General features: G+C 39.7%; 19 protein-coding genes. 6 read left to right on the forward strand and 13 right to left on the reverse strand.

Annotated features, from left to right (window positions below; all coding sequences use genetic code 11):
* Window positions 1-2 precede the first annotated feature (2 nt).
* Window positions 3-1,055 carry a 4-oxalomesaconate tautomerase gene (locus FVA69_RS13190; RefSeq protein WP_109911195.1) on the forward strand — a complete coding sequence of 351 codons (1,053 nt, stop codon included), beginning with the start codon at window positions 3-5 and terminating at the stop codon, window positions 1,053-1,055.
* Between the two features lie 46 nt (window positions 1,056-1,101).
* Here FVA69_RS13190 and FVA69_RS13195 read toward each other — a convergent pair whose 3' ends face one another.
* The 4 genes from FVA69_RS13195 to FVA69_RS13210 form a co-directional block, all read right to left on the reverse strand.
* The gene (locus FVA69_RS13195; RefSeq protein ID WP_164528936.1) at window positions 1,102-2,241 is read right to left on the reverse strand and encodes an AAA family ATPase; all 1,140 of its coding nucleotides are present in this window, start codon (window positions 2,239-2,241) and stop codon (window positions 1,102-1,104) included.
* Window positions 2,238-2,948, reverse strand: a complete 711-nt coding sequence (locus FVA69_RS13200) for an RNA ligase family protein (RefSeq protein ID WP_123382178.1) — start codon at window positions 2,946-2,948, stop codon at window positions 2,238-2,240. Before FVA69_RS13200 ends, FVA69_RS13195 begins: the two co-directional genes overlap by 4 nt.
* A gap of 227 nt (window positions 2,949-3,175) precedes the next feature.
* Window positions 3,176-3,994, reverse strand: coding sequence for a VanW family protein (locus FVA69_RS13205; RefSeq protein ID WP_164528937.1), 819 nt, complete (start codon window positions 3,992-3,994; stop codon window positions 3,176-3,178).
* Window positions 3,995-4,309: 315 nt separating this feature from the next.
* Window positions 4,310-5,626, reverse strand: coding sequence for a CitMHS family transporter (locus FVA69_RS13210; RefSeq protein ID WP_109911191.1), 1,317 nt, complete (start codon window positions 5,624-5,626; stop codon window positions 4,310-4,312).
* A gap of 540 nt (window positions 5,627-6,166) precedes the next feature.
* Between FVA69_RS13210 and FVA69_RS13215 the strand changes: the two genes are divergently transcribed.
* Window positions 6,167-7,258, forward strand: a complete 1,092-nt coding sequence (locus tag FVA69_RS13215) for an NADH:flavin oxidoreductase/NADH oxidase (protein ID WP_123382052.1) — start codon at window positions 6,167-6,169, stop codon at window positions 7,256-7,258.
* Between the two features lie 58 nt (window positions 7,259-7,316).
* On the opposite strand, the gene FVA69_RS13220 is transcribed toward FVA69_RS13215, so the two are convergent.
* The 3 genes from FVA69_RS13220 to FVA69_RS13230 form a co-directional block, all read right to left on the reverse strand.
* On the reverse strand, window positions 7,317-7,637 hold the full coding sequence (locus FVA69_RS13220; RefSeq protein ID WP_004910043.1) for a hypothetical protein: 321 nt from the start codon (window positions 7,635-7,637) through the stop codon (window positions 7,317-7,319).
* Window positions 7,638-7,867: 230 nt separating this feature from the next.
* Window positions 7,868-8,740 carry a DMT family transporter gene (locus FVA69_RS13225; protein ID WP_164528938.1) on the reverse strand — a complete coding sequence of 291 codons (873 nt, stop codon included), beginning with the start codon at window positions 8,738-8,740 and terminating at the stop codon, window positions 7,868-7,870.
* Window positions 8,741-9,380: 640 nt separating this feature from the next.
* Window positions 9,381-10,853, reverse strand: a complete 1,473-nt coding sequence (locus FVA69_RS13230; RefSeq protein ID WP_004910038.1) for an anion permease — start codon at window positions 10,851-10,853, stop codon at window positions 9,381-9,383.
* 638 nt (window positions 10,854-11,491) lie between these two features.
* Here FVA69_RS13230 and cutA point away from each other — a divergent pair.
* Window positions 11,492-11,839, forward strand: coding sequence for a divalent-cation tolerance protein CutA (gene cutA / locus FVA69_RS13235; protein ID WP_004910033.1), 348 nt, complete (start codon window positions 11,492-11,494; stop codon window positions 11,837-11,839).
* 352 nt (window positions 11,840-12,191) lie between these two features.
* Here cutA and FVA69_RS13240 read toward each other — a convergent pair whose 3' ends face one another.
* The 4 genes from FVA69_RS13240 to betI all read right to left on the reverse strand — a co-directional run bounded on the left by FVA69_RS13240 (window position 12,192) and on the right by betI (window position 18,638).
* On the reverse strand, window positions 12,192-14,447 hold the full coding sequence (locus FVA69_RS13240) for a TonB-dependent receptor domain-containing protein (protein WP_164528939.1): 2,256 nt from the start codon (window positions 14,445-14,447) through the stop codon (window positions 12,192-12,194).
* 368 nt (window positions 14,448-14,815) lie between these two features.
* A complete protein-coding gene (gene betA, locus FVA69_RS13245) occupies window positions 14,816-16,495 on the reverse strand; it encodes a choline dehydrogenase (protein WP_123382056.1) in 1,680 nt (559 codons plus the stop codon).
* A 39-nt stretch (window positions 16,496-16,534) separates the two neighbouring features.
* A complete protein-coding gene (gene betB, locus FVA69_RS13250) occupies window positions 16,535-18,013 on the reverse strand; it encodes a betaine-aldehyde dehydrogenase (protein ID WP_117162041.1) in 1,479 nt (492 codons plus the stop codon).
* Window positions 18,014-18,035: 22 nt separating this feature from the next.
* A complete protein-coding gene (betI, locus tag FVA69_RS13255) occupies window positions 18,036-18,638 on the reverse strand; it encodes a transcriptional regulator BetI (protein ID WP_164528940.1) in 603 nt (200 codons plus the stop codon).
* A 209-nt stretch (window positions 18,639-18,847) separates the two neighbouring features.
* Between betI and FVA69_RS13260 the strand changes: the two genes are divergently transcribed.
* Window positions 18,848-20,890, forward strand: coding sequence for a choline transporter (locus tag FVA69_RS13260; protein WP_109911184.1), 2,043 nt, complete (start codon window positions 18,848-18,850; stop codon window positions 20,888-20,890).
* Between the two features lie 52 nt (window positions 20,891-20,942).
* Here FVA69_RS13260 and FVA69_RS13265 read toward each other — a convergent pair whose 3' ends face one another.
* Entirely contained in the window at window positions 20,943-21,302 is a 360-nt protein-coding gene (locus FVA69_RS13265; protein ID WP_004910017.1) for a hypothetical protein, read from the reverse strand.
* 714 nt (window positions 21,303-22,016) lie between these two features.
* Here FVA69_RS13265 and FVA69_RS13270 point away from each other — a divergent pair.
* On the forward strand, window positions 22,017-22,937 hold the full coding sequence (locus tag FVA69_RS13270) for a chitinase (RefSeq protein ID WP_109911183.1): 921 nt from the start codon (window positions 22,017-22,019) through the stop codon (window positions 22,935-22,937).
* 19 nt (window positions 22,938-22,956) lie between these two features.
* Here the strand turns inward: FVA69_RS13270 and kdgR are convergent, their stop codons facing one another.
* On the reverse strand, window positions 22,957-23,736 hold the full coding sequence (gene kdgR, locus FVA69_RS13275) for a DNA-binding transcriptional regulator KdgR (protein WP_164528941.1): 780 nt from the start codon (window positions 23,734-23,736) through the stop codon (window positions 22,957-22,959).
* A 231-nt stretch (window positions 23,737-23,967) separates the two neighbouring features.
* On the opposite strand from kdgR, the gene FVA69_RS13280 reads away from it, so the two are divergent.
* Window positions 23,968-24,927 (forward strand): sugar kinase, encoded by a 960-nt coding sequence (locus FVA69_RS13280; protein WP_109911181.1) that lies wholly within the window; start codon window positions 23,968-23,970, stop codon window positions 24,925-24,927.
* The last annotated feature ends 5 nt before the right edge of the window (window positions 24,928-24,932 follow it).

Raw genomic sequence — 24,932 nt, forward strand, 5'->3', positions numbered from 1 at the left:
AGATGAAAAAAATTCCTTGTACCTTAATGCGTGGCGGCACCTCGAAAGGCGTATTCCTTTTAGCAGACTCCCTTCCTAAAGACATAAAACAACGGGATGAGCTGATCCTAGCGATTATGGGGTCTGGTCATGCTTTGCAAATTGATGGCATTGGTGGTGGCAGCCCACAAACCAGTAAAGTCGCTATTATTAGCCCTTCAACTCACAGTGATGCTGATATTGATTATTTATTTGCTCAGGTTTCTATTACTGAGCGCATTGTTGATACGGCACCAAATTGTGGCAATATTCTTTGTGCCGTAGGTTCTTTTGCTATTGAAAAAGGCTTGGTGCCCATCACAGGAGAAACAACGACTGTGAGGATCCGTAATGTCAATACAAACACCTTCGTCAACTCTACTGTACAAACGCCTGATGGCCATGTCGATTATGATGGTGACACCGAAATTGCGAGTGTACCCGGTCATGCCGCGCCTGTTGCACTGACATTTTTAAATGCTTGTGGAACTAAAACAGGAAAATTGCTCCCGACTGGCCATGCAATTGACACCATTGAAGGTATTGATGTTAGTTGTATTGATATGGCGATGCCTGTGGTGTTAATTGATGCCCCTCAGCTTAACAAAACTGGTTATGAAACCGCGGAACAGCTTGAAGCCGATGCCGAATTTATGCAAAAGCTCGAAGCTATTCGTATACAAGCAGGCGCAGTGATGGGACTTGGTGATGTTAGCAAAAAAGTTATTCCTAAACCTATATTGATTTCACCTGCCATTCACGGTGGAACAATTAATGTCCGTTATTTTATGCCACATAAATGCCATGGCGCACTTGCCGTGACTGGTGCTATCGCCATTGCGACAAGTACTATTGTTCCTAATAGTATTACTCAGCAATATATTCACTCTGTTGATATGAATAATATTTCCATTGAACATTTAAGTGGAAAATTTGACGTATCGTTAAACCAGCAAGGCAATTCACCGGAAGGGATTCAGGCATCAATTATTCGTACAGCGAGAAAACTCTTCGAGGGCGATGTGTACGTTCCTTAAAACTAATATCACGTCCTGCCTCTAGCTAAGAGGCAGGCGATTAATTTTACTTTTCTGCAAGTAACGGTTCAAAATTACCGTCAATATAATAGGAAACCTGATGGGCTTCATCTGGCGTTGGTAATTCTAACTTCCCTGCCATTTTTTCCATAACCAGCTCTGGAACCGCATATTTACGCTGTTGATTTTGTTGTCGCCACTGTTTAAATGACACTTCCAAATAAACTAAATGAACTTTGGCTTGGTAGCGTTCAAATAAACTGATCATACTGGCACGTAGCGAAGCACTTAATGAGGTCGCATTCCATATAAAATCCGTTTTCGTTCGCAAAAAAACCTTAGCCTGTTCTTTCGCTTGCTGCGCCACCCAGCCTTGGGCATTTTTATCTGCTGGGTTAATTTTATGTTCTCGGCGAATATCATCTAAACATACCACCGGAGTTCGTGGGTAAAACTGTTTGATAAAATGGTCTTTTCCCATCCCCGGCAAACCACATAGCATAACGACTTCGCTCCCAGTTTCTTCAAAAGGTTGATAATCTGTAGTACCTTTTTGGTGATGAAAATAATGGAAACGCCCAGCTTGCGAAGCAAATGATTTAGGTTGGTCCCAACAACCCTGCTCACGACAGAACAACTCAAATAGTTCGATTCTGACCAACAATTCCGCTTTATCTTCACACGTACGCCCTATCGCATCGGCTTTCGCTAGCATACACAATAAAGACATTTCAACGCGCAACGAGGCGGCAAATAACGTGCGTTCAGGATCTGGCTTTTCCATTAACCAAAGCGGTAAACCATGAAATCGAACTAAAGTTGCAATTTGTTCACGAATAGCAAAAGGAGTTTCTATTTGTCGAAATAATATATTGCGTACCGATAACTCGCCTTTTTTGGCATGTCCAGGCGAATGAATTCGCCCTTCTTCATCTTCTTTTGTTGTACTGCGTTTTTCGACGTCATGTAGCAACGCTGCCGCCCAAACGATTTGTTGTTTAAGTTCTGGAAGCTGTTGATATTCAGGTAACCCCTCCAAAGCCGCTAACACCATTTGAGTGTGAATAGCCACATTGCCTTCCGCATGGTGCAAACGGTCTTGCTGCACATATTGCATATCACGCACAAAATCGAACTCTCTTTCAAGCTGTGCCCAATCACGATATTGGGTTAATTGCCAACTCATGGTTGTTCTCCTTGTAATTCAAAGGCCAGCTTGGCTCGCTGCCAATGCCGCTTCCAGTGGATATCCGTTTTGACATGGTTTTTACGCACATATTTAAAAACATGTGCCATAAAATCATCCACATGAAACCCTTGGCTATCACGGCTCACAATCCCTTCCATGCTACAGGCTTTCCCTGTGTGAGTATCACGCGCAATAAATTGGCTATCTAATGATGCAGCAGTAATTAATGAACTTGCATATTCTTGCTTGTCCATATGTTTACTGAGTGATAAATCTAATTGGGGGACAGTTGGAAAATCAAATAAAGCCGCATAAAATTGCACCTCTTCCCAACTAAGCCAATACTCCCCTTGCCTAACAGCAAACACATAGAAATAATCTTCAATATGTTGATATTCAATGGAATGTATTGCGTAAAGGTTTTCACCGAATAGTTCAATATCCCCTAAATCGTCTTTAATCAACTGCCAACGTTGGCGAATTTGCTGGCTCCATGCCGATTGAGTTGGAGCCCCATGAGAGCGCGCAAAAACCCCATAACGGTTTAAGCAATTATTTTCACCGTCCAGTTTTTCTGTGTGAACCAGTTTGTCTATATTTTGGATGTGCGACCACCAATCGCGATTAATGCGATCATCACTAGTCGTACCAGGGGAGAACGGATAGTGATACGTTCTACCATACTTTCTTGATTGCATATTCATCATGCTTTCTCTAAAGAAATAGAAATAACCACAAATCTTTTTGCTAGATTTGCGTCTTTAATTGTTGAGAAATCAAGTGTAGGTATTACATATCTATTCCGAGTAACGGCCTCATTTTTACTTAGCTAAGGGTCAAAATTAGCGAAATTGAAGGAAAACAGTTGAATTTTAGTCTAATTGTCAAGAAAAAGGCTATCAATTTATTCCTAATCTCATTGCTAGCGATATTATTCAACCGCTATCTGGCTTTCATCTAAGGAATATTTCACTATCACCTTATTACGATACAAACAATTATCCTGCAAAGTACTAGGTTCTTGTCCTTTAGTTGTCACTTTTTGCCAAATTTCGTTATGCCGGTATATAACTCCATTTTCTCGGGTAAACTTATGGTTTTTCTCATAAATATGGTATTTATGTTCACGTGAGGTACAACTCAATAATTCCCCTTCGAGTTGATGCTCAGCGATATTAAATACCAATTGAAAAGCACTTTGTGTCGGATTATAGAAAACCAAATCGATATAATTATAAAAGATTGCCGCCCCTGAACCAAAAGGCAATACACAACCTTCATCTGGAAATGGGTCAAAACTATGATTAGCGCGCTCAACCACTTGCAATGGAGAATGCAATACCATCCAATGAATTAAATTACTTAGTTGGCAAATTCCCCCGCCAATCCCTGAACGAGCTTCACCAAATGAAAGTTCCATACCTTCAAGAAAACCTCTGCGCGAAGTCGGTTTTCCTACGAGCCGATAAAATGAAAAATATTCTCCTGGGTAAATAATAACCCCATTCATCGCTTCGGCAGCAATACGCAAGTTCGTTACTTTGTTGTATTGCAAACGTAGGTCTGATTCACCTAATTTACGGATCAGCTTAGATGTATGCTTGTTGTAGCGATACTCAAGGCGTTCACTGGATTTTGACTTCGCATAATGCTTGGCAGAACATACCCAATGCAATCTTCGAACTAAGCGCTTTTGAGTCACGCGCAGCCAATAGAGAATAGGATGATAGGAAGAAAGTGGCCTACGCATAACAAACCTTATTGATATAATTAACCAATAAATCATGTCATAGCCATTCGTATTACGACATAGTAACTATCTGATAGTTAATACGTGATAGTTGAATAGCTAAAAAATAATCAAACCCTAGTTACCTATCACTAGAATTTACTTTTGAAGCCAAAAACGCGGTGGCAAGCAAGATGAAGATGGTTTGATATAAGGATTTAAGAAGAGATAATTTGCTCTAAGGATTTCATGTCACAGCTAGGCCGCAAAAAAGTAAATCCCTAGGAGCATACACAAGTATGTGACTAGGGTTTACTTTTGAAGCCAACGAGCAAATTAATACAAGCCGAGTAGCGCCCCAACTGCTAACAAAAAGAAACTAAACAACCAAATCCAACCAAATGAATAGCGTAAGTGACGGCCCATATCAATTCCAGCCAAACCCATTGCTAACCAAGCTGCTGGTGAAAATGGGCTCACGAAGGTTCCCGCGTTGTTACCTATCGCCATGGCGTAAACAACGGAAGATGGGTCAACACCAACTGTGGCTGCAATTTGTTGAATTATTGGTAATAAAGCAAAATAGTAAGCATCTGTACTCGTAAAAATATCCATCGGTACACCTAAAATACCGACAAAAATATGGACTTTAGAAACCCATTCTGTTGGTAAAATAGCCGTTAAGTCTGTTGCAATTGACTCAAGCATCCCACCTTCAGATAAAATACCTAAGAATGCTCCCGCTGCTAATATTATGGCCACCATTCCCAACGCTTGCGGTGCATGGGCTGCCAAAATTTTCATTTGGTCCCTAGGGTTAGGGAAGTTAACCATTAAAGCAATGGAAAGTGCGATCATAAAAACATAAGGCGCTGATAATAATCCGAATGCTAAACAGATAACAGATGCGATGATTAACCCACCATTGATAAGTGGTTTTTTGGGTTTCTGAACTGTATCGCTTATATCTGCAGTGTCATCACTAACAGGTAGTAAAGAATCCATTTCATATGGCGTAGTGCCTTTCAAACTTGCCGCTGCAATACGTCTTTTCTCACGTAATCCCATCAGAATAGCAAATACCACTGCGCCAGCCATGCCAATTAATTGTACAGGGATCAAATGTTGCCATAGAGTCGAGGCGTCAATTCCAGTGACTGCCGAAGCTCGACCTAATGGGCCACCCCAAGGTACCATATTCATGACCCCCATACTGGCGCACATCAGCAATAACATTAAATAAGGGCTCATCCCTAGTTGGCGGTATAAAGGTAATAAGGCAGGAATAATAATTAAGAATGTCGCAGCGCCTGACCCATCTAAATGGACAACCCCCGCAATTAACGTTGTCATAATACAAACAATAATAATATTTCCACGCGTCATTTTAACCATAAAACGAATCAACGGATCAAAAATGTGCAGATCTTTCATTAAGCTAAAAAATAAAATCGCAAATAAAAACATCGCAGCGACTTTTGACACTTTATTAATACCACTTTCAAAGAATACTGAAATTTCAGCAACAGAGTAACCAGCAAATAAAGCACCAATAAAGGGGATACAAGACATTGCGATAATTGGGCTAACTTTCCCCATCATCAATAATGTTACTATCGATAAAATGATTAAAATACCAATAATTGTCAGCACATCTACTTCCTTCTTAGAATTATATTTTTCAGGTGAACACAAAATTTAGCTTGGCTCGCATTAGCTTAACAAGCTTGTTTCTTATATAAACCATTGAATATAACCGCAAGGAATATTTTATATTTTTGCTTCACAAACAATGCATTAATTCTTATTTAAATTATCATTTAAAATAAAAAAATAGCTTTATTCTCTATTAGAACCATTAAAACCATAAGCATAAATTAACGCCACTCTAAGTTGGTGGTAATTAATTTTATTTATAAGTTACAGAATTATAACAATCAAAAAATAATAGTTATTATTATATTTTATTTTTTATCTCATTTTTTTATATTTTTTCCCTCTTTTTTCATTATGTTGCTAGGGAAATATACTTTTTATGGTTTTGATCAAATATGCAAAATTTTACTTGATTTTCTATCAACGATCCGTCTAAAAATAAAATTTCCCCGTAAAACCACACCATCTCACAAAAAAAACTTGGCTAACCGAGTATAATATTAAAATAATTTAAGTTTGCTAATAAGGAATGTTTCAATGAGCCGCCTTTTTTCACCTGTATCAATAGGCCAAGTTTCTCTGAAAAATCGAATTATTGTTCCCCCTATGTGCCAATACTCCGCAGAAAATGGCATGCCAACAGCATGGCATAAAGCCCACTATATGAACCTTGCTTTATCTGGTGCCTCTTTAGTTATTGTAGAAGCTAGCGCTGTTGTTCCTGAAGGGCGTATTACCTACAAAGATCTTGGTTTATGGAATGATGAACAAATGACTGCAATGCAACAAATGCTCAACGATATCAGGCAGTTTTCAGATGCACGCTTAGGGGTACAAATCGCTCATGCAGGCAGGAAAGCATCAACTGATTTACCTTGGTTGGGAGGTAAAAGTATCCAGCCCACACAACCTAATGGTTGGCAAACTGTTGCACCATCTGCGCTCGCTTTTGGTGATAATGCGGTACCACATGCATTAACCATTGAAGAAATTTTACAGCTAAAACAACAGTTTATTGATGCAGCTATTCGTGCTGAAAAAGCAGGTTTTGACGTTATTGAGATCCATGCCGCTCATGGATATTTACTGCATGAGTTCTTATCACCAGTATCAAACTTACGACAAGATGAATATGGTGGATGCTTTAAGGGGCGTACTCGATTACTTATCAATATTTTCCATGAAATGAGAAAAGCGATTAACCCTAATATTGCAATTGGCGTGCGGATCTCTGCAACAGACTGGCTTGAATCGGGTTGGAATACACCTGAATCTATTGAGCTTACTGAATTACTAGAGGATTTGGGTTGCGACTACATTCACGTTTCGTCAGGTGGGCTATCACCAGAGCAACAAATACCATTGAGCCCAAATTACCAAGTCCCTTTAGCCCAAGCTATTCATGAAAATACCATGATGCCTGTCATTGCTGTAGGTCTTATCACTGAACCTTTACAAGCTGAAGCCATTATTGCAACCCACCAAGCAGATTTGGTGGCTATTGGCAGAGGGATCCTATTTGAGCCACGTTGGCCTTGGCGAGCAGCGAGCGAATTGAATGAACAGATAGATGTTGCGCCACAATACTTGCGCAGTGCTCCACATCAATTTAAACATTTATTTAAATAAAAATAATAAACTCGCAGCTATTGTTGATTGATAATAAATAGCTGCGAGTAATAAACAATTAACGCGCGTTAGTCGAACACTGTTGAACAAATTCAATCATGGTTTTTTGGAATTCAGGTTCTGCAGTACCTGATTTTTCTAATTCCGCATCCATACGTTTAAACTCAGCTAAACCATATTTTTCAATTGTTTTATCGTAGGCACAACCACAAATTGCACTGACCGCATTTGCCGTTTCACCTTGCGGGTTTCCTGATGCAACAACACAGGTATTCACAAAATTCTCTTTGTACTCCGCAATTTCTGATTTTTCATCAGAACATGCAGACAACACAACCATCGCTCCCGCCATACCTAATATTAATGCTAATTTTTTCATTTTATGCCCATTTCCTATTCAGCTTTAACTAAGGTGATAATAATAAACCGCTATTATTCCTAGTTCACGCTATTTTGGATATATCGTTTATATTTTCAATACCATTAATCTTAATACGCAAAATAAGACGCTCTTATTAAGATTAATATCCCTATCACTGACTATTCATAACAATCATAGCTGTTTTCTGGTAAAAAAGCTGTATTAACCCATTTTTTATTATGTATATTCTACCTTGGCAATGAATTAGAACAGCGCCATCGATAGTAGAATAATGATGATAAAATTAGCACACAACCCACAATTTGGATAAAAGGCATTCTTTCATGGTACCAAATCGCCGCGACAAAAACGGTCATCACGGGTTCAAGGATCATAATAATTGCCGCATTTCCTGCTGTGGTATTTTTTTGACCAATAAGCTGTAACACAAAGCGCAAACTCGTTGCTATCACCACACTAGCAATAAACCACATCATGGTAGGCGTTGTCATGCTGCTCGGCCATTCTTCTAAAAAGAATGACAAGACTAGCCCTGTCATTCCTGTACAAGCAAGTTGAATGGCCGTTAACGGTAAAAGAGGAATTGTTCGGGTATATAAACTGGTATAACAAAAATAGATAGCTTGGACAATTGCCGCGCCAAGAAACCACAGTTGACTTGCTTTAAATTCAAGCTGAGCCTTAAATAGGGTTAAGCATGCCAGCCCTAATACCGCAACAGGGAGTGCTTCCCAGAAATAACGGACAGGTTTATTTTTTAAAATGCCCCATGCAACTAACGGAACAAATAACATAGCGAGGCTCATAATAAAAGCCCCTTCGCCAATTGAGTCTGTTATTGCCACCGCGTGGATCCAGAGCGCCATATTTAATGACATCCAACCGCCTGTCATTAATATTTTTGGTAATTGCTTCAGCGTTATTCTATTTTTTTTCCCTCGGCAAAAAGGGGCTAAAATGATAGCAGCGAGTAAAAAACGGCTACCAAGAAAGGCAAATATTGGCATTCCCTGCACAGCTTCTCGGGAAAATACCCATCCCCAAGCTGCAATTATCGTGGTAAGCACCAAGAAAAATTCTGCCTTCCTTTGTGAATACATGTGTTCCTCTGAATGAATTAACTGACTCGCAGCTACATCATACTGGCTTTTGCATGTAAACCAATCACATTTATGGCCTTTATCTCCGACTTCTCTAAATAAAAAATATCTCGCCCAAAAATAATAAATGTAACCTTAAATCAAGAGCCATTTCCTCTTAATAAAGAGGATTTTTCTCTTAAGCTACCTTTTTCCTTATTAAATAGATTAAATCTCATTTCAAATAGGATAAAAGAGGAAGTTTGCATAAAATCTCATCAATTTTTCTTCTTGTATGACCTGAGATAATTAAGACAGGCGAACAGTGTCAATCTTACCGATTGAAGTTTCATCTTCAACTTAATGGAAGGTCATAGCATGGTTATTCAAAAAACATTACCGATAGATAACGATACAATCAAAAAGGTAAAGGCGGCGATCAATAAAAGAAAGTATGCACATGCCAACGAAATAAGTCTGTTATGGCAACACGCATTAAAATCATCATCAGTCTGTAGTTGGGGGAAAGTGATGTTGATTTCTATAATAGGTGGCCTTGTTGTCACAATAGCCACTTCTTTGTAGCAAGGGATATTAAAAAGAAGAAATCGAGCCGATAGCCCGATTTCTATTGGTTGTTTTTAATAACTAATTCAGCTAATTACCAATAACCTAAGAATTTCCACCAAACGCTACCAATGAAGAACCAAATGGCTAAGTTAACCACACTCATGACAAAACCAGTTTTCCACCATTCAGCAAGAGTGGCATAACCTGACCCAAAGATAATCGGGGCTGTTCCTGTACCATAATGTGTTAATGACATCATTAGTGATGATGAGAATGCTAACGTTAAGGCCAATAACATTGGTGGAGCACCAAGCGCTAAACCCGCGGAGAAAAATGCCGCATACATTGCCGTAATATGCGCCGTTGTACTCGCGAAGAAATAATGGGAATACACATAAATTAAAACAAGAATTAACATTCCCCATACCCAGCTAATGCCCATTCCATCAATGGTTGCACCAACTGTTAATGACATCCATTTAATGAGACCGAGTTTTCCTAAGAAACTCGCCATCATCACTAAAGCGGAGAACCAGACAACCGTATCCCAAGCCCCTTTGTTTTTTAGCACGTCATCCCAATTAATGACCCCTGTCGCTAATAGAATACTCAACCCAATAAAGGCAGCAGTGGTAGCATTAACACTATATGCAGGCCCAAAAATCATTGCAGGTACACCGGCCCACATCAAAAGTAATAACCCAAAAACACCAAGCGTTATTTTTTCAGGCAATGAAACTGGGCCTAATTGCTGCAAACGTTCTTTGGCGAAATTTGGTGCATCCGGTGTTGAGGTAATTTCTGGTTTATACATAAAATAGATAACCAAGGGCATTAATATTAATGACACGATGGCTGGAACAAATGCGGCAATAGCCCACATCCCCCAAGTTAATTCATTTTCTTGGCTAGTCTCGCTAATTATCAAGCTAACAATTAATGGATTGGGGGCTGTCGCCGTAATAAACATTGCGGAAGTAATCGGGTTAATATTGTAGTTAACGAGTGATAAGTAGCGCCCTATTTTACCTGCGGTTCCATCTTCGGCCTTTGACCCAAAACTATCTGAAATCGAGCGCATAATTGGGTGAATAATTCCCCCACCTCGCGCAGTATTACTTGGTGTGACAGGAGCCAAAATTGTTTCTGCTATTGCCAATGAATAAGCAATACCCAATGTTTTTTTACCAAATAAAGAAATGACATAATAACCTATCCTCGCCCCTAAACCTGTTTTATTCAAGCTCATGGAAACCATGATAGAAATACCAATTAACCAGATTAGGTCATTGGAAAAACCACTTAAGGCATCCGCAATTGCCCCTTTGGTTGATTCAGGATTAGTGACTCCTGTAGCTGCAACTAATGAAATTGCGACAATAGAAACACCCCCTATCGGTAAAGCTTTACCAATAATGGCAGCGATTGTGCCGACAAATAATGCCAAAAGGTGCCACGCATTTGGATTAACACCTTCAGGAACAGGAATTAAAAACCAAATAATTAATGTTATTGCGACTGCGATTAGAGTTGGAACAGGTTTTAAAGGTGTCAGTTTATTCATAAGGTTATCCATACACGTTTAAAGATGGAAATACAGAGTAATTTCAGTTATATATTCTAATTTTATCTTTAGATTAACAATATATAGCTCAAAAACCTTGATATTTATCAGTACGTAGATTTTTTTATGATAAAAACTCAAACTAATTTGTAACAATACGTAATATATTATTTCAGCAATTAATCTTCTGATATATCTTGCACACAAAAACAAGCTTATTCTTACATTAATAAGAGTAAGAATAAAACTGGGCTTATTATTTGCTTTTTTACTAGGCTAACAGCACATAAACTCGCATTTTTCTTCTAATCAATTTTTTTCTTAATATACTAAAATTTCAATTATTTTTATAGAGCGTCATCAATTTATGATTGCTGAATCGAATTAATAAAATAAAATCAAGAAATATTCTAAATTGTGTTGAATATATAAAAAATTATAATAATGATAACAACTGATTAAAAAACGCACACTTTACTATTGAACCCATACTCTCTGCTTAATTTATATTAGTTATTATCTAATCTGATAATGCTAAAAAACACTTATAGTGATTATCCTTTGTTCTCATACTCTTTTTATCACTAATCTAATATGAGTAACAAAGCCCATCTAAATATGACTAATAAGGAAATAAAATGTCTACTGATAACATTTACACCACAAATGCTCAACGCCCATGTATTGTGTTATGTACGACCAATAGCCATGAAAGTGCAATTAAAATAACTCAACATTTGTTAGCTAATCGTTTAGCTGCATGTATTTCTCTACTCCCAGAAATAACATCAGTTTATCTATGGCATGGTAATATCACACAAGATAAGGAGATCTTACTATTGATCAAAACGACTCAAGGAAATCAACTCAATTTATTTAATGAGATAAAAAAAATACACCCATATGAAACCCCAGAACTCATTCGCTTAGACCCAAGCCAAATTGAAGATAATTATCTACAATGGCTGATTAACTCTGTTAAATAATAGATGTTCATCTAAATTGAATAACTAAAACGCTATAAATTGTGAGCTAATGTCGTTTTTGTATAAATTAATTCAACTGGTCGGCTATGGTTTACCGTAAATTAATGTTATATAAATAGGCTCGCTTTATATTTATTTTCCCTCCTTAAATATTTGGAGGTTTTTTTTGTCTAAAATTGACTAGTGCATATTCCTTAAACCCGAAGAAAAAAGTCATAAAAAGCGCAACTAATAAACAACACCGCACACTATTTTATTTAAATTATCATAAAAATTAATCTATTAAAGCCATATAATGAATTCTATATTACCTTAGGCTAATATAAACCTAAGGTAATAATCACGAAATTAACTAAAATGTTGCTTCGACGCCAAGTCTAAACGTTCTTCCTGGGATAGGCATATAAATCACAGTTCCTGGGTCAAATGCATAGCGATTAGTGAGGTTATCAATGTTAAAATTCACATGAATATTTTTCGAAACATGATATTTGCCTAACAAATCGAATGTAGTGGTTGAATATAGCTTAGTTACTGGGGCCGCAGCGGTTCCCACTAGCCACTCATGAGGGTAGTCTTTGCCTGAGTTATAACGAACTCGCAAACCTGTTTGTAGTTTTTGATCAAACATTTTCACCCCAACAATACCGGTCACAACCTTTTTCGGTGGAATACGTGAAGGCGATAACCCCCAAGCAAACCCAACTGAATTACATGCCGTTGGAAGGCGACCTAACTCCATTTCGTCTCGTGAACATAACTCAGAATTGTTATAAAATGTCGCATCGAAGGAACCAAATGCATAATTAGAATCGTATTTCAGTTCGATTTCATAACCTGCGAGCTTGAAACTATCGTAGTTTTTCATCACGATATAAGGGTGATATACGCCCGTTGGGTTCACTCCTTGAGAGAGATAGCCCTTTATATCATTATTAAAATAAGCCACACGTAATTTAGCATTATCTTCATCAAATATAAGATTTTCTTTTTCTAAATTCATTCCAACTTCAAATGATTTAGCATGTTCTGGTTTTAATGGAACATCAGGAGAATAAGAGTAGGTTTGCCCTGATGCTGTGGTCTCGAATAAACTCGGTTCTCTATAGCTATCAGAATATTTGGTATAAATATCAAATTCGTCAGTCACATGAAAACGTAGCTCACCCATTAAATCATTTTTCGGACCGTAGCTAATACTTTTACCTAAAACATGGTCATCAACATCAAAAGCGTGAATACGCCACCCGACTAAAGTACTCACCCATTCCCCTTTGTATGCCATATTGGTAAAGGCTGATTTATTCGTTCCTTTAGCATTACGCGTTACAGGATCTAACTCCTCACCGGGTATGGTTCCTTCTGGCGTCCAAATCGGTTGATAGGTTTTAGTCAATGGCTTTGATTTTTGTTGCATATATTCCACACCATAAGTGATATCGATAGGATAATCTGCAAACTCAGACGTATTTTCTAAGTTAAAGCCCATTCGTTCATCGGTATAGCGATGCTGATATTGATTACCGTAGTGCGCGGTAACATCATCCGTTGTGCCATTACGTTGTTTAAATTTACCTTTTGTCCACCAAAGGCCTAAATTCATGTCTACCCATAATGAATCGGGTTTATAAGAATAGTTTAAAGAGGCAGTATCAATATCTGCGCTACCTAATGACCACTGCGGCATTTTCCCATCGAATTGGTACCAATACGCCGCTAAAACCTCGCCTGCTTTTTGTTCATGATGTCGGTAATTTAATTCAATACTTGAGTATGGGTTAAGATAAATATTAGTTTTTAATAATGTTGACTGACTTTCATAGCTGGTATTAACGACTTCTTGCCCAGGTTTAATAGGAGCATCTGTATTTGCGTATTTATGATAACCATTTTTACCGGCAAAGAAGTTCCCTTGTTTTCTATCACTATGAGCCAACAAAATGTCAAATTTATCATTTCGATATGCAACCCCAGTCGTGATAGAGCCATTATTAAAATGTGAATTCTTAACACCGTTTGAAACACGATACCCAGACTCGCCTTTTTCATCTGAAGCGATAGTCGGGCGTCGGTTATTATTGTAAATATTCCCCTTAAATAAGAAACCAAATTGGTCACCTTGAGGAATAATACTATTTGCTGATAATGTTTTTAATTTAACCGTACCTCCGATGGCTCCTCCTGAGAATTTACTCATCGAAGCCCCTTTTTCGATCTCAATTGTATCGATTAAATCCATATCCACATAAGTTCTATCTGTACTTCCTTGGTAACCACGCCAAGTGTTGGTTGATTGCAAACTGCCATCAATGATAATGGGAACTCGACCATTACCTTGTAAGCCTCGAATACCGATATCCAGTGCACCCGCTTCATTTCGTGCATTATTAACTTGCAATGAAGTTTCATTGGCAAATATATCTGAATTGGTCGTTCCTCTTACGGTAGAAATATCATTGGCGTCTATTTGCTTGCTATTTGACTTTATTTTGCTGGCTGTGACGAGAAGTTTATCTTTTTGAGTTGTGGTATTGGTTTGATTCGCTAATGCTGTGCTTGAAGAACATATAATAATTAAGCTAATTATGTTTTTATTTTGAAATATCATTTAAGTAATGCCTTCATTAATTAATGATGATTAGATAGACGTGAAGAAATAGCGTATAAAAGATGTGAGGATACATTTTTTATACTTTTCCATTTATGCATTTAAAGTAAATTTAAGTGCTATGCCATAGATGTAACTAGTTCGAAAAACCTTATTTATTGAATGGTTACGTACTCATTTCCCTTGTGAATATTATTAAGCCTTGGAATATACACCAATGATAATAATGATCAAGATCATAATGAATATCATTTGCATTATCATTAATATTATTGGTGTTAATTGACTTACCTTTATTCTTTAATCACATAAAAAAAGCGACTGATATGAATATCAATCGCTTTGTATTTAAAAATTGCGTGAATAAACTAATCTCGTAATGGCTGTTTTCTCACTGGCCTATCACCTGCAACATAATAATCTGCATCACTTGTGGGTAATGGAGGACGGTTTCGAATTTTATCGGCAATTTTCTCCGCGATCATGATGGTCGTTGCATTTAAATTCCCCGTAATAATCAACGGCATAATCGATGCATCGATAACCCGTAAATTTTCAATACCGTGAACTCGCCCTGCACCATCAACTACCGCCATATCATCATGACCCATTTTACAGGTTCCGCATGGGTGAAAAGCGGTTTCTGCTCTCTCGCGGACAAATGCGTCTAGCTCTTCATCCGTACTAATCTGTTTTCCAGGGCTTATTTCCTCTCCGCGATATGGGTCAAGTGCAGGTTGAGCCATAATTTCACGGGTAATACGAATAGCAGCACGGAACTCTTCCCAATCCTGTTCCGATGACATGTAATTAAACAAAATGCTCGGATGTTGCCTTGGGTCTAAAGATTTTAAGCGAACACGACCTCGACTAGGCGAGCGCATTGAGCCCACATGAGCTTGAAAACCATGCTGATTGACTGCATTACTACCATTGTAGTTAATCGCCACAGGCAAAAAGTGGAATTGAATATTTGGCCATGCAAATTTTTCACTGGTACGAATAAATCCACCGGCTTCAAATTGGTTACTTGCTCCAATTCCAGTACCTTTAAATAGCCATTCGGCACCGATTTTGGGCTGATTAATCCATTTTAATGCAGGATATAATGAAACAGGCTGTTTGCATTCATACTGCAAATACATTTCAAGGTGATCTTGCAGGTTTTGCCCAACACCGGGTAAGACATGGACAGGCGAAATATTAAATTCAGCTAAAACATCTTCAGGCCCCACGCCAGAGCGCTGCAAGATTTGCGGTGACGCAATCGCCCCCGCGCACAATAATACTTCTTTACGGGCTTTCACCACCGTAGGTGCCGTGCTCTGGCCTTGGTAATACTTCACACCAACCGCTTTTTTCCCTTCAAACTCAATGGTATCTGTTGTCGCATGTGTCACAATGGTGATATTTCTTCGCCCTTTCGCTTGGTCCAAATACCCTCTTGCGGTGCTAGCACGTCGCCCTTGTGGTGTGACTGTGCGATCCATCGGACCAAAACCTTCCTGTTGAACCCCATTTAAATCATCTGTTTTTGGATAGCCCGCTTGTACACCAGCTTCCACCATCGCATGGAATAACACATTATTGCCATTCTTCGGTGTGGTCACACTAACGGGACCATCTCCACCGTGGTAATCATTAGGGCCAATATCACGCGTTTCCGCTTTCCTAAAATAAGGTAAACAATCGAGGTAACGCCAGTCTTCTAACCCTGGTGCCTCTGCCCAACCGTCAAAGTCTAGAGCATTCCCTCGGATGTAACACATCCCATTAATCAATGATGAGCCACCAAGCCCCTTTCCACGTCCACACTCCATGCGGCGGTTATTCATATGCGGTTCAGGGTCAGTTTCATAAGCCCAATTATAACGTCGCCCTTGTAATGGGTACGCTAATGCCGCTGGCATTTGTGTGCGAAAGTCGAACCGATAATCCGGTCCACCTGCTTCAAGGAGCAGCACAGTAACATCAGGATCTTCTGTCAGGCGGGTAGCAAGAACGTTACCGGCTGAACCAGCACCGATAATAATATAGTCATAGACCATTGTTATCTCCTCTGTTTCAGTCAAATTAAAATGATGTGATTAAAATACGGATGAAAACTCCCCGAGTTCTACTTGGATAGATTTGATTTGCGTGTAATTTTGTAGCGTCATAATGCCATTTTCACGACCAACGCCGGAATGCTTATATCCGCCCACAGGCATTTGAGCAGGTGATTCACCCCATGTATTAATCCAGCAAATTCCTGCTTCTAATTGATGGATAACCCGATGTGCACGCGTTAAATCTTGTGTCACGACCCCAGCTGCAAGCCCATATACGCTATTGTTTGCACGAGCAATCACTTCATCTTCTGATTGATAACTCAAAATACTCATGACAGGACCAAAAATTTCTTCCTGCGTGATCTGCATTTCATCATGGCAATCGGTGAATACCGTTGGTGCAACATACGCACCTTGCGCAAAATCACCTTCCATTAAGCGTTCACCACCACACAATAGTTTCGCGCCTTGCTGTTTACCTAACGCAATATAACGCAATACATTTTCCATATGAGCAAAGCTGACTAATGGCCCAAAGTTAGTATTTTCGTCAACAGGTGAACCTATGTTAATCCGAGCTACACGCTCAATGATCTTGTCTTCAAACTGCGATTTAAGCGATTCAGGAACAAAAACCCTTGTTCCATTGGTACACACTTGGCCTGAACTATAAAAATTCGCCATCATGGCAATATCCGCGGCTTTATCTAAGTCTGCATCATCAAAAATAATGAGAGGTGATTTACCACCTAGTTCCATCGTCACCTCTTTTAATGAAGAGGCTGACGCATTCGCCATCACTTTTTTACCCGTTGCGATCCCCCCTGTGAATGAAACTTTGGCAATATCAGGGTGCTCTGTTAACCATTGGCCCACTTCACCGCCTTGCCCGGTCACCACGTTAAATACTCCTGCAGGCACGCCCGCTTCCGTATAGATTTCAGCTAACTTTAAGGCCGTTAACGAAGTGATTTCACTAGGTTTGAATACCATAGCATTACCAGCTGCCAGAGCAGGTGCAGATTTCCATAACGCGATTTGGATGGGGTAATTCCATGCGCCAATCCCTGCCACCACTCCTAGCGGTTCACGACGGGTATAGGCAAACGCGCTATCACGTAGAGGGATCTGCTGCCCTTCTAACATAGGGATTAACCCTGCATAATATTCAAGGACATCCGCTCCTGTAACGATATCTACATAACGAGTTTCAGAAAGTGGTTTCCCCGTATCAAGCGTTTCGAGGTAAGCCAGTTCGTCGTTACGTTCCCGTAAAATATCCACCGCACGGCGTAAAATACGTGAACGTTCTATTGCGGTCATTGCCGCCCATACTTTCTGGCCTTGTTTGGCGCTTTCTACCGCCCATTGGATATCTTCAAGCGTTGCAGACTGCAAATGCGCGATAGTTTCACCATTTGCAGGGTTGACTGCAGGAAATTGCCCGCATTCAGGTTGTGAACTGTCGACATAGCCACCATGAATATAAAGCTTATGTATCGGTGGATGTTGCATATTATCTCCTCTGAATTGGTCATTAGGTTCCGATAACCTCTGCACGTTTCAGTTGCATATCGATATACTCGTTGGTGATCTTGAGTGCATCCTTGACAGGAAATTGCTCATTACTCAAAGCACTCCGTAACCATAAGCCATCAATTAAAGCAGCTAGTCCCTTCGCAGCCATCCGCGCATCCACTTTGCTTAACACTCGCCCAAACTCATAACTTAAATTTGAATACAAACGCCGGTCATTGACCTGCTGTAAACGGTTTAAATTTGGTTGATGCATACTGCTAGCCCAGAAGGCTAACCATGTTTTCATCGCCGCCTCACTGGTTTGCGTTGGGTCGAAGTTACCTTCAACAATCGCTTGAATGCGTAATTTTGGCTCCGCCCCAGCTAACATGCGTAGGCGTATTGCTACCGCAAACCCCAATTGATATTGAATATGGCGCATAGTGGCTTCAAGTAAGCCATTTTTATCACGAAAATAATGACTAATAATTCCTGTAGAAACCCCGGCTTTACGGGCAATTAACACAAAACTGGCTTCCTGCATTCCAACTTCATTAATCACTGCCAACGTGGCTTGGATTAACTGCTGTTTACGTATCGACTGCATTCCTATCTTCGGCATGGTATTTGAACCTAAAAAATACATTGATCCCTTGTATTAAACGTTTTTTTAATTGAATGTTCAATCAATATTAACTATTGTTTACAACAATTCGTTCACAATTAGCATAAAGGAGAGGATAACGAAAATCAAATCTTAGCTGATAAATCAATTAATTAGCTTAGAAAGTAATTTTAACCTGTTAAATAAATAAAAATGTGGAACTACCAATGACAACTCAAAATAGTCCAAAAAATAAGCAGAAGGATAAATTGAATTCTGTGGTTTTTTTTACTTCCGCCGGCCTTATTCTGGCGTTTTCTTTTTTCACCATCTTGATGACCGAAACAGCAAATCAGTGGATCGTTGCTGCCCTTGGGTGGGTATCCAAAACCTTTGGTTGGTATTACTTGTTAGCAGCGACGCTGTATATTGTTTTCGTCATTTTCGTTGCCACTTCGCGCTTTGGTAATATCAAGCTCGGCCCCGAGCAATCTAAACCTGAATTTAGCGTACTAAGTTGGTCTGCGATGCTATTCGCCGCAGGAATTGGTATCGATTTAATGTTTTTCTCTGTCGCTGAGCCGGTCACTCAATACATGCTGCCGCCAACGGGTGAAGGCGAAACCTTAGAAGCAGCTCGTCAGGCGATGGTGTGGACCCTGTTCCACTATGGCCTAACGGGCTGGTCTATGTATGCCTTAATGGGGATTGCACTGGGTTATTTCAGTTATCGTTATAACTTGCCGTTAACCATTCGCTCCGCACTTTATCCTATTTTTGGCAAACGGATTGACGGCCCGATTGGCCATACCGTGGATATTGCTGCAGTACTAGGGACGATTTTCGGTATCGCAACAACTCTGGGGATCGGTGTTGTTCAGTTAAATTATGGACTCAAAGTATTATTCGATTTACCCCAAGGGCTTCCCGTGCAAAGTGGATTGATTCTGCTGTCGGTGATTATGGCAGTGATCTCCGCTACATCAGGGGTAAATAAAGGTATTCGCGTGTTATCAGAGCTCAATGTGCTTTTGGCACTTGGCTTGATTTTATTTATCTTATTTGTCGGAGATACCGAGTTCTTACTTAATGCCTTAGTACTGAATGTGGGGGACTATGTCAATCGTTTTATGGGGATGACTCTCAACAGCTTTGCCTTTGATCGCCCAACCGATTGGATGAATAGCTGGACGCTGTTTTTCTGGGCTTGGTGGGTCGCATGGTCGCCATTTGTTGGCTTATTCCTCGCGCGTATATCTCGCGGTCGAACGATTAGACAATTTGTGATTGGCACTTTAATTATTCCGTTTGTTTTCACACTATTGTGGTTATCTATTTTTGGTAATAGTGCATTGTATGAAATCATTCACGGTAATAGCGAACTTGCTAAAACCGTGCTCGACGCACCCGAAAAAGGCTTCTATTCACTACTTGAGCTTTACCCCGGCTTTGGCCTAACCGCTTCCGTCGCCACAATTACTGGGTTGTTGTTCTATGTCACCTCAGCGGACTCCGGTTCTTTGGTGTTAGGCAATTTCACCTCAAAACTCAGTGATATTAACAACGATGCGCCCAATTGGTTGCGGATTTTTTGGTCTGTCGCGATTGGTTTACTCACCTTAGGGATGTTAATGACAGATGGCGTCGCTGCGTTACAAAATACGACAGTGATCATGGGCTTACCATTCAGTTTTGTTATCTTCTTTATTATGGCTGGGCTATATAAGTCATTAAAAGTTGAGGACTTTAGACGAGTTAGTTCGTTAAATACCAATGCGCCAGCACCACTGTATGGCAATGGAACACTCAATTGGAAACAGCGTTTGGGACGAGTGATGAATTTCCCTGGAACAACGTATACCCAGCGAATGCTTGATTTAGTCTGTATTCCAGCCATGCAAGAAGTGGCAAAAGAGCTCAGTTTAAGGGGAGCAAAAGTGGAATTTAACACCTTACCACCGATTGCTGATGAGCGATTAGACCATTTAGAGTTAACGGTCGACCTTGGCGAAGAACAAAGCTTTATTTACCAAGTATGGCCTCAGCGCTATTCGGTTCCTGGTTTTACCTATCGCGCACGTTCAGGAAAATCCCATTATTACCGCTTAGAAACTTTCTTATGGGAAGGCTCGCAAGGGAATGATTTAATGGATTACACTAAAGAACAAGTGATCAGTGATATTCTCGACCAATATGAAAAACATATGAATTTCATACATTTAAGCCGTGAAGCTCCCGGTGCAACCTTAACATTCCCTGAATCTGTATAATATGAACTCTAAGGGGGCTATGCTCCCTTAGAGCCAACACATAAACCAATAATTAATAAGGACGACCTGCTTGCTCCAGCATTTTTTTCATTTGCTCGCGGTCATTCATCCAAGCCATTGAATTAGGGCACCCTGCTCCCGTCGGGTTAACATCACACACATTAAAACGCTGTGGAAACGCGTTTTCATCTGCATTTCGCTGTTCTAACAACGCTTGATAACTTTGTTCTTCTTGAGAAAGTTTCTTTTTGGGATCAAAGACAAACTTTTGTTGTGCCTGTAATTCTTTAATTCCTTGGTAGTCTTTATCAAACTCGCGATCAGCGGGTGACTTTTCTTTAAATGTAAAGTCGCTGGCAAAGCCATAAGAAGTGAAACAAAGAAAAATAATAACAATAATCTTTTTAAACATATCAATTTCCTGCTGTGTCCATAAGCGAATATTATATGTCAGCAGCAACACTGAATGTTGAATAATAATAAGTGAAATTTATAAAAACCTTAATATTCAAATAAGTAATTTACATGAGTTATTAAATCAATTGATTGATACATCGTTGTTATTGACTTATCTGAATACTAAGGGTGTTTTTTCACCAACCATCCCCCACATTAACCCATTAATTTCTGTTACTTTTCAACCTTGTTATCCTCTTCAATTTTGTCCAAGTATATAAGCTCAACTTCAAAACAAATCAGAATAATTAATTAGTTCCATTATGGGTTTATTTTAAATCTGTTGGTTGTTTTTATGGCAATGCGAAGATGAAATATTAATCTCAAAAAGGGTGTTTACACAGCATATGATGATGCAAATGGCAATCTAAGCGTCTCTGCTAATTGGGGGAATACAAATTTGAAAGAAGGCAAAGCGCCAGCTCCTAGATAAAAAGTGGAGGTAGGCGAATAAGCAAATATCAGTATATGATCCGGCTTTCTGAACGCAGTCGACAGCGAATCACTTCCATTTCCATGCTCATAACCGACCTATAACCTATTAGGTTACTAATAATTTTTGTTCTTGTTACAGAGTCAATTTTCTATAAAAGTGACCTTGTCCTATCAATTACACCGTAGAGCATAGGCTAAAATTTCCTTTTATAAATTAATAAACTAAGGGTATACAATGCATAAAACTTATTTTGGTCCTTATATGGATGTCAGTGTTGATGCAACTTGGAATGATTGGCAAAATTACCCAAATGGCAGGCCTAATGCAAAATATAGCCAAGCCGCTATTAAGTATGGGGTAGATATACTGTCTCTTGGTTTTTTAACCGCCACATTAGATAAAAAAGCAGCATGGTCAGCCCAGCCATCCATGCCAATTAGCTGGGCTAAACCTTTGTGTGATGAACTGATTGCTGGCGGTGTTAAAGTTGCTGTTTCATTTGGGGGAGCTGCTAACCAAGATGTTTCATTGGTACAAACACAAGAACAACTCATCAACACCTACCAAGAAGCCATTGATACACTCAATGCCTCACATATTGATTTAGATTTCGAGAATGGTCTGTACGATGCTGATAATGCATTTTATGCCTTAAAAGTCATTGTAGATAATAATCCACAAATCACCCTCAGCTTAACCTTGCCGACTATGCCAACAGGGCTAACCAGCACAGGCTTAGCACTCGTGAAAAAATCGGTTGATGCGGGTTTAATGATGAAGGTTAATGGGATGGCAATGGACTACTACGACCCGAATATCACGAGCCTTGGGGATGCAGCGGTAAAAGCCGCCAATAGCATCAAAAACCAACTAAAACCGCTATATCCAGGGATAGACGATAACGAACTATATAATTATGTACAAATTACACCCATGATTGGTCTCAATGATGACCTCACCATGTTTAACTTTAATGATGTCAATATTCTCGCTGAATTTGCTAAAAATAATGGCCTTAACTTGGTGTCAATGTGGAGCTTAACCCGTGACCGCCCGGGAAATAAACCTTTCCCAGAGGCCATAAGCTCTGGCAACCCAGAACAAACCTATGAATTTGAATATACCGATTTATTTACTCAACAACTTAATTCATAAATAGCCCATATCACCAATATTATGGATATTGGTGATAACCCATTTTCTGTGAAATATTACGCCCGGCTGTTTTCAGTAATTCGACATAATCGCCAATGCGTTGTTCATCAAAACGAATAGTTGGGAATGAAATCGATAACCCTGCAATCACATGGCCAAACCTGTCATACACTGGTACTGCAATGCAGCGCAGGCCTAACTCCTGCTCTTCTCGGTCCTGCGCATAATGGCACTCACGAACTGTGGCTAATTCCGCCAGCAAGTCCTCTAAGGTTAAAATCGTCGTTGCTGTTTTTTGGCTAAAGGTTTCATCTTTCAATGCTAGACGAATCGTTTGTTCATCTTGCCAAGCGAGTAAAATCTTACCGATTGCAGTGCAATATAATGGGTTACGACGCCCAACTCGTGAATACATACGCAAATTATAACTCGAGTCGATTTTATGAATATAAATAATGGCGTCTTCATCTAATGCACCCAAATGCACCGCTTCATTCGTCAGTTGGCCTATATGGCGCATTTCCTTATCTGCAATTTCGATTAAATCAACATACTCGAGGGATTTCGCACCTAATTCGAAGAGCTTCAAGGTCAGTGAATACTTATCTGCCCCACCTTCTTGTTCGACATACCCCAACTGCTTCATCGTTTGCAAAAAACGAAATGTAGTGGCTTTTGACATCAACAAACGTTGGGACAATTCAGATACGCCAATCTCCTTTTGCTCTCCAAGGGCACTAAGAATACTAAATACCTTTACTACCGCTGACACGGCATCCGTTTGTGTTGTCTTATCCATTACCTTTCCATCATCCTATAAATTGCAAAATTGATAGCAATATTATACCCCAAATTAACGAAACTAACTGATATCACCTAAGTTTGAGTAGCATAATTGTCTCTTCATACAAAAACAAGAACGATGATTCGATATTTTTAAAACGGCGTTTCATTTTTATTGAAATTGGCAATGAAATGCGCTTTAATAGCACTATCAAGTCAGCAATAGTTTACTAATTCGGTGGTGAAAATGAGTGCATATCCGCAAGTTGCCGTTATTGGCGAATGCATGGTTGAGTTGCAAAAATCGGGTGAGCTTTATAAACAAACGTTTGGTGGGGATACGCTAAATACCGCACTATACCTGTCTCGTTTAACCAAAGATCACAGTGTGATAACCCGTTACATCACCGGTTTAGGCAAAGACCCATTCAGCCAACAAATGCTAAACAGTTGGCAACAAGAAGGCATCAATACTGAAGAAGTGTTTATTTCAGACAAACATTTGCCCGGGATGTATTTGATCGAAACCGCTGCTGATGGCGAGCGCCGTTTTTTCTATTGGCGAGATAATGCCGCGGCAAAATTTTGGCTTGATGCAGTGTGCCTTGATCAAAACAGCAAAGCCCACACACAGCAAATTCTAAATTCACAACAATTTATCTATTTAAGTGGCATCAGCCTAGCCATTTTGCCTGACGCTTCACGTCAGTTACTATTTGAAATGTTACAACAAGCTAAGCAGAATGGCGCCAAAATTGTATTTGATAATAACTATCGCCCAGCACTTTGGCCATCGAAACAAGCCGCTCAACAAGCATACCAGCAAATTCTCACGTTAACGGAGATCGCTTTTCTGACCTTTGATGACGAACAACTGCTTTACGGTGATATTGATGAAACCGATGCAATTGCCCGTACCCAACAATATGGCGTGAATGAGATTGTGATTAAGCGCGGTGCCGATGCCTGTTTTGTGGTTATTGATAACGAACGCATTGAAGTTCCTGCCAATAAAATAAGCCATGTGGTTGATACCACTGCCGCAGGGGATTCTTTCAGTGCCGGCTACCTTGCTTGCCGTATTTTAGGTGGCAGCCCATGCGAAGCGGCAAAAACAGGTCATTTACTGGCTGGAACCGTCATCCAACACCGGGGAGCGATTATTCCATCCGAAGCTATGCCAACCACTGCTTTAGAAACATGTTAAGAGGC

The sequence above is a fragment of the Providencia sp. PROV004 genome, from assembly GCF_011045615.1.
Classification (GTDB): domain Bacteria; phylum Pseudomonadota; class Gammaproteobacteria; order Enterobacterales; family Enterobacteriaceae; genus Providencia; species Providencia rettgeri.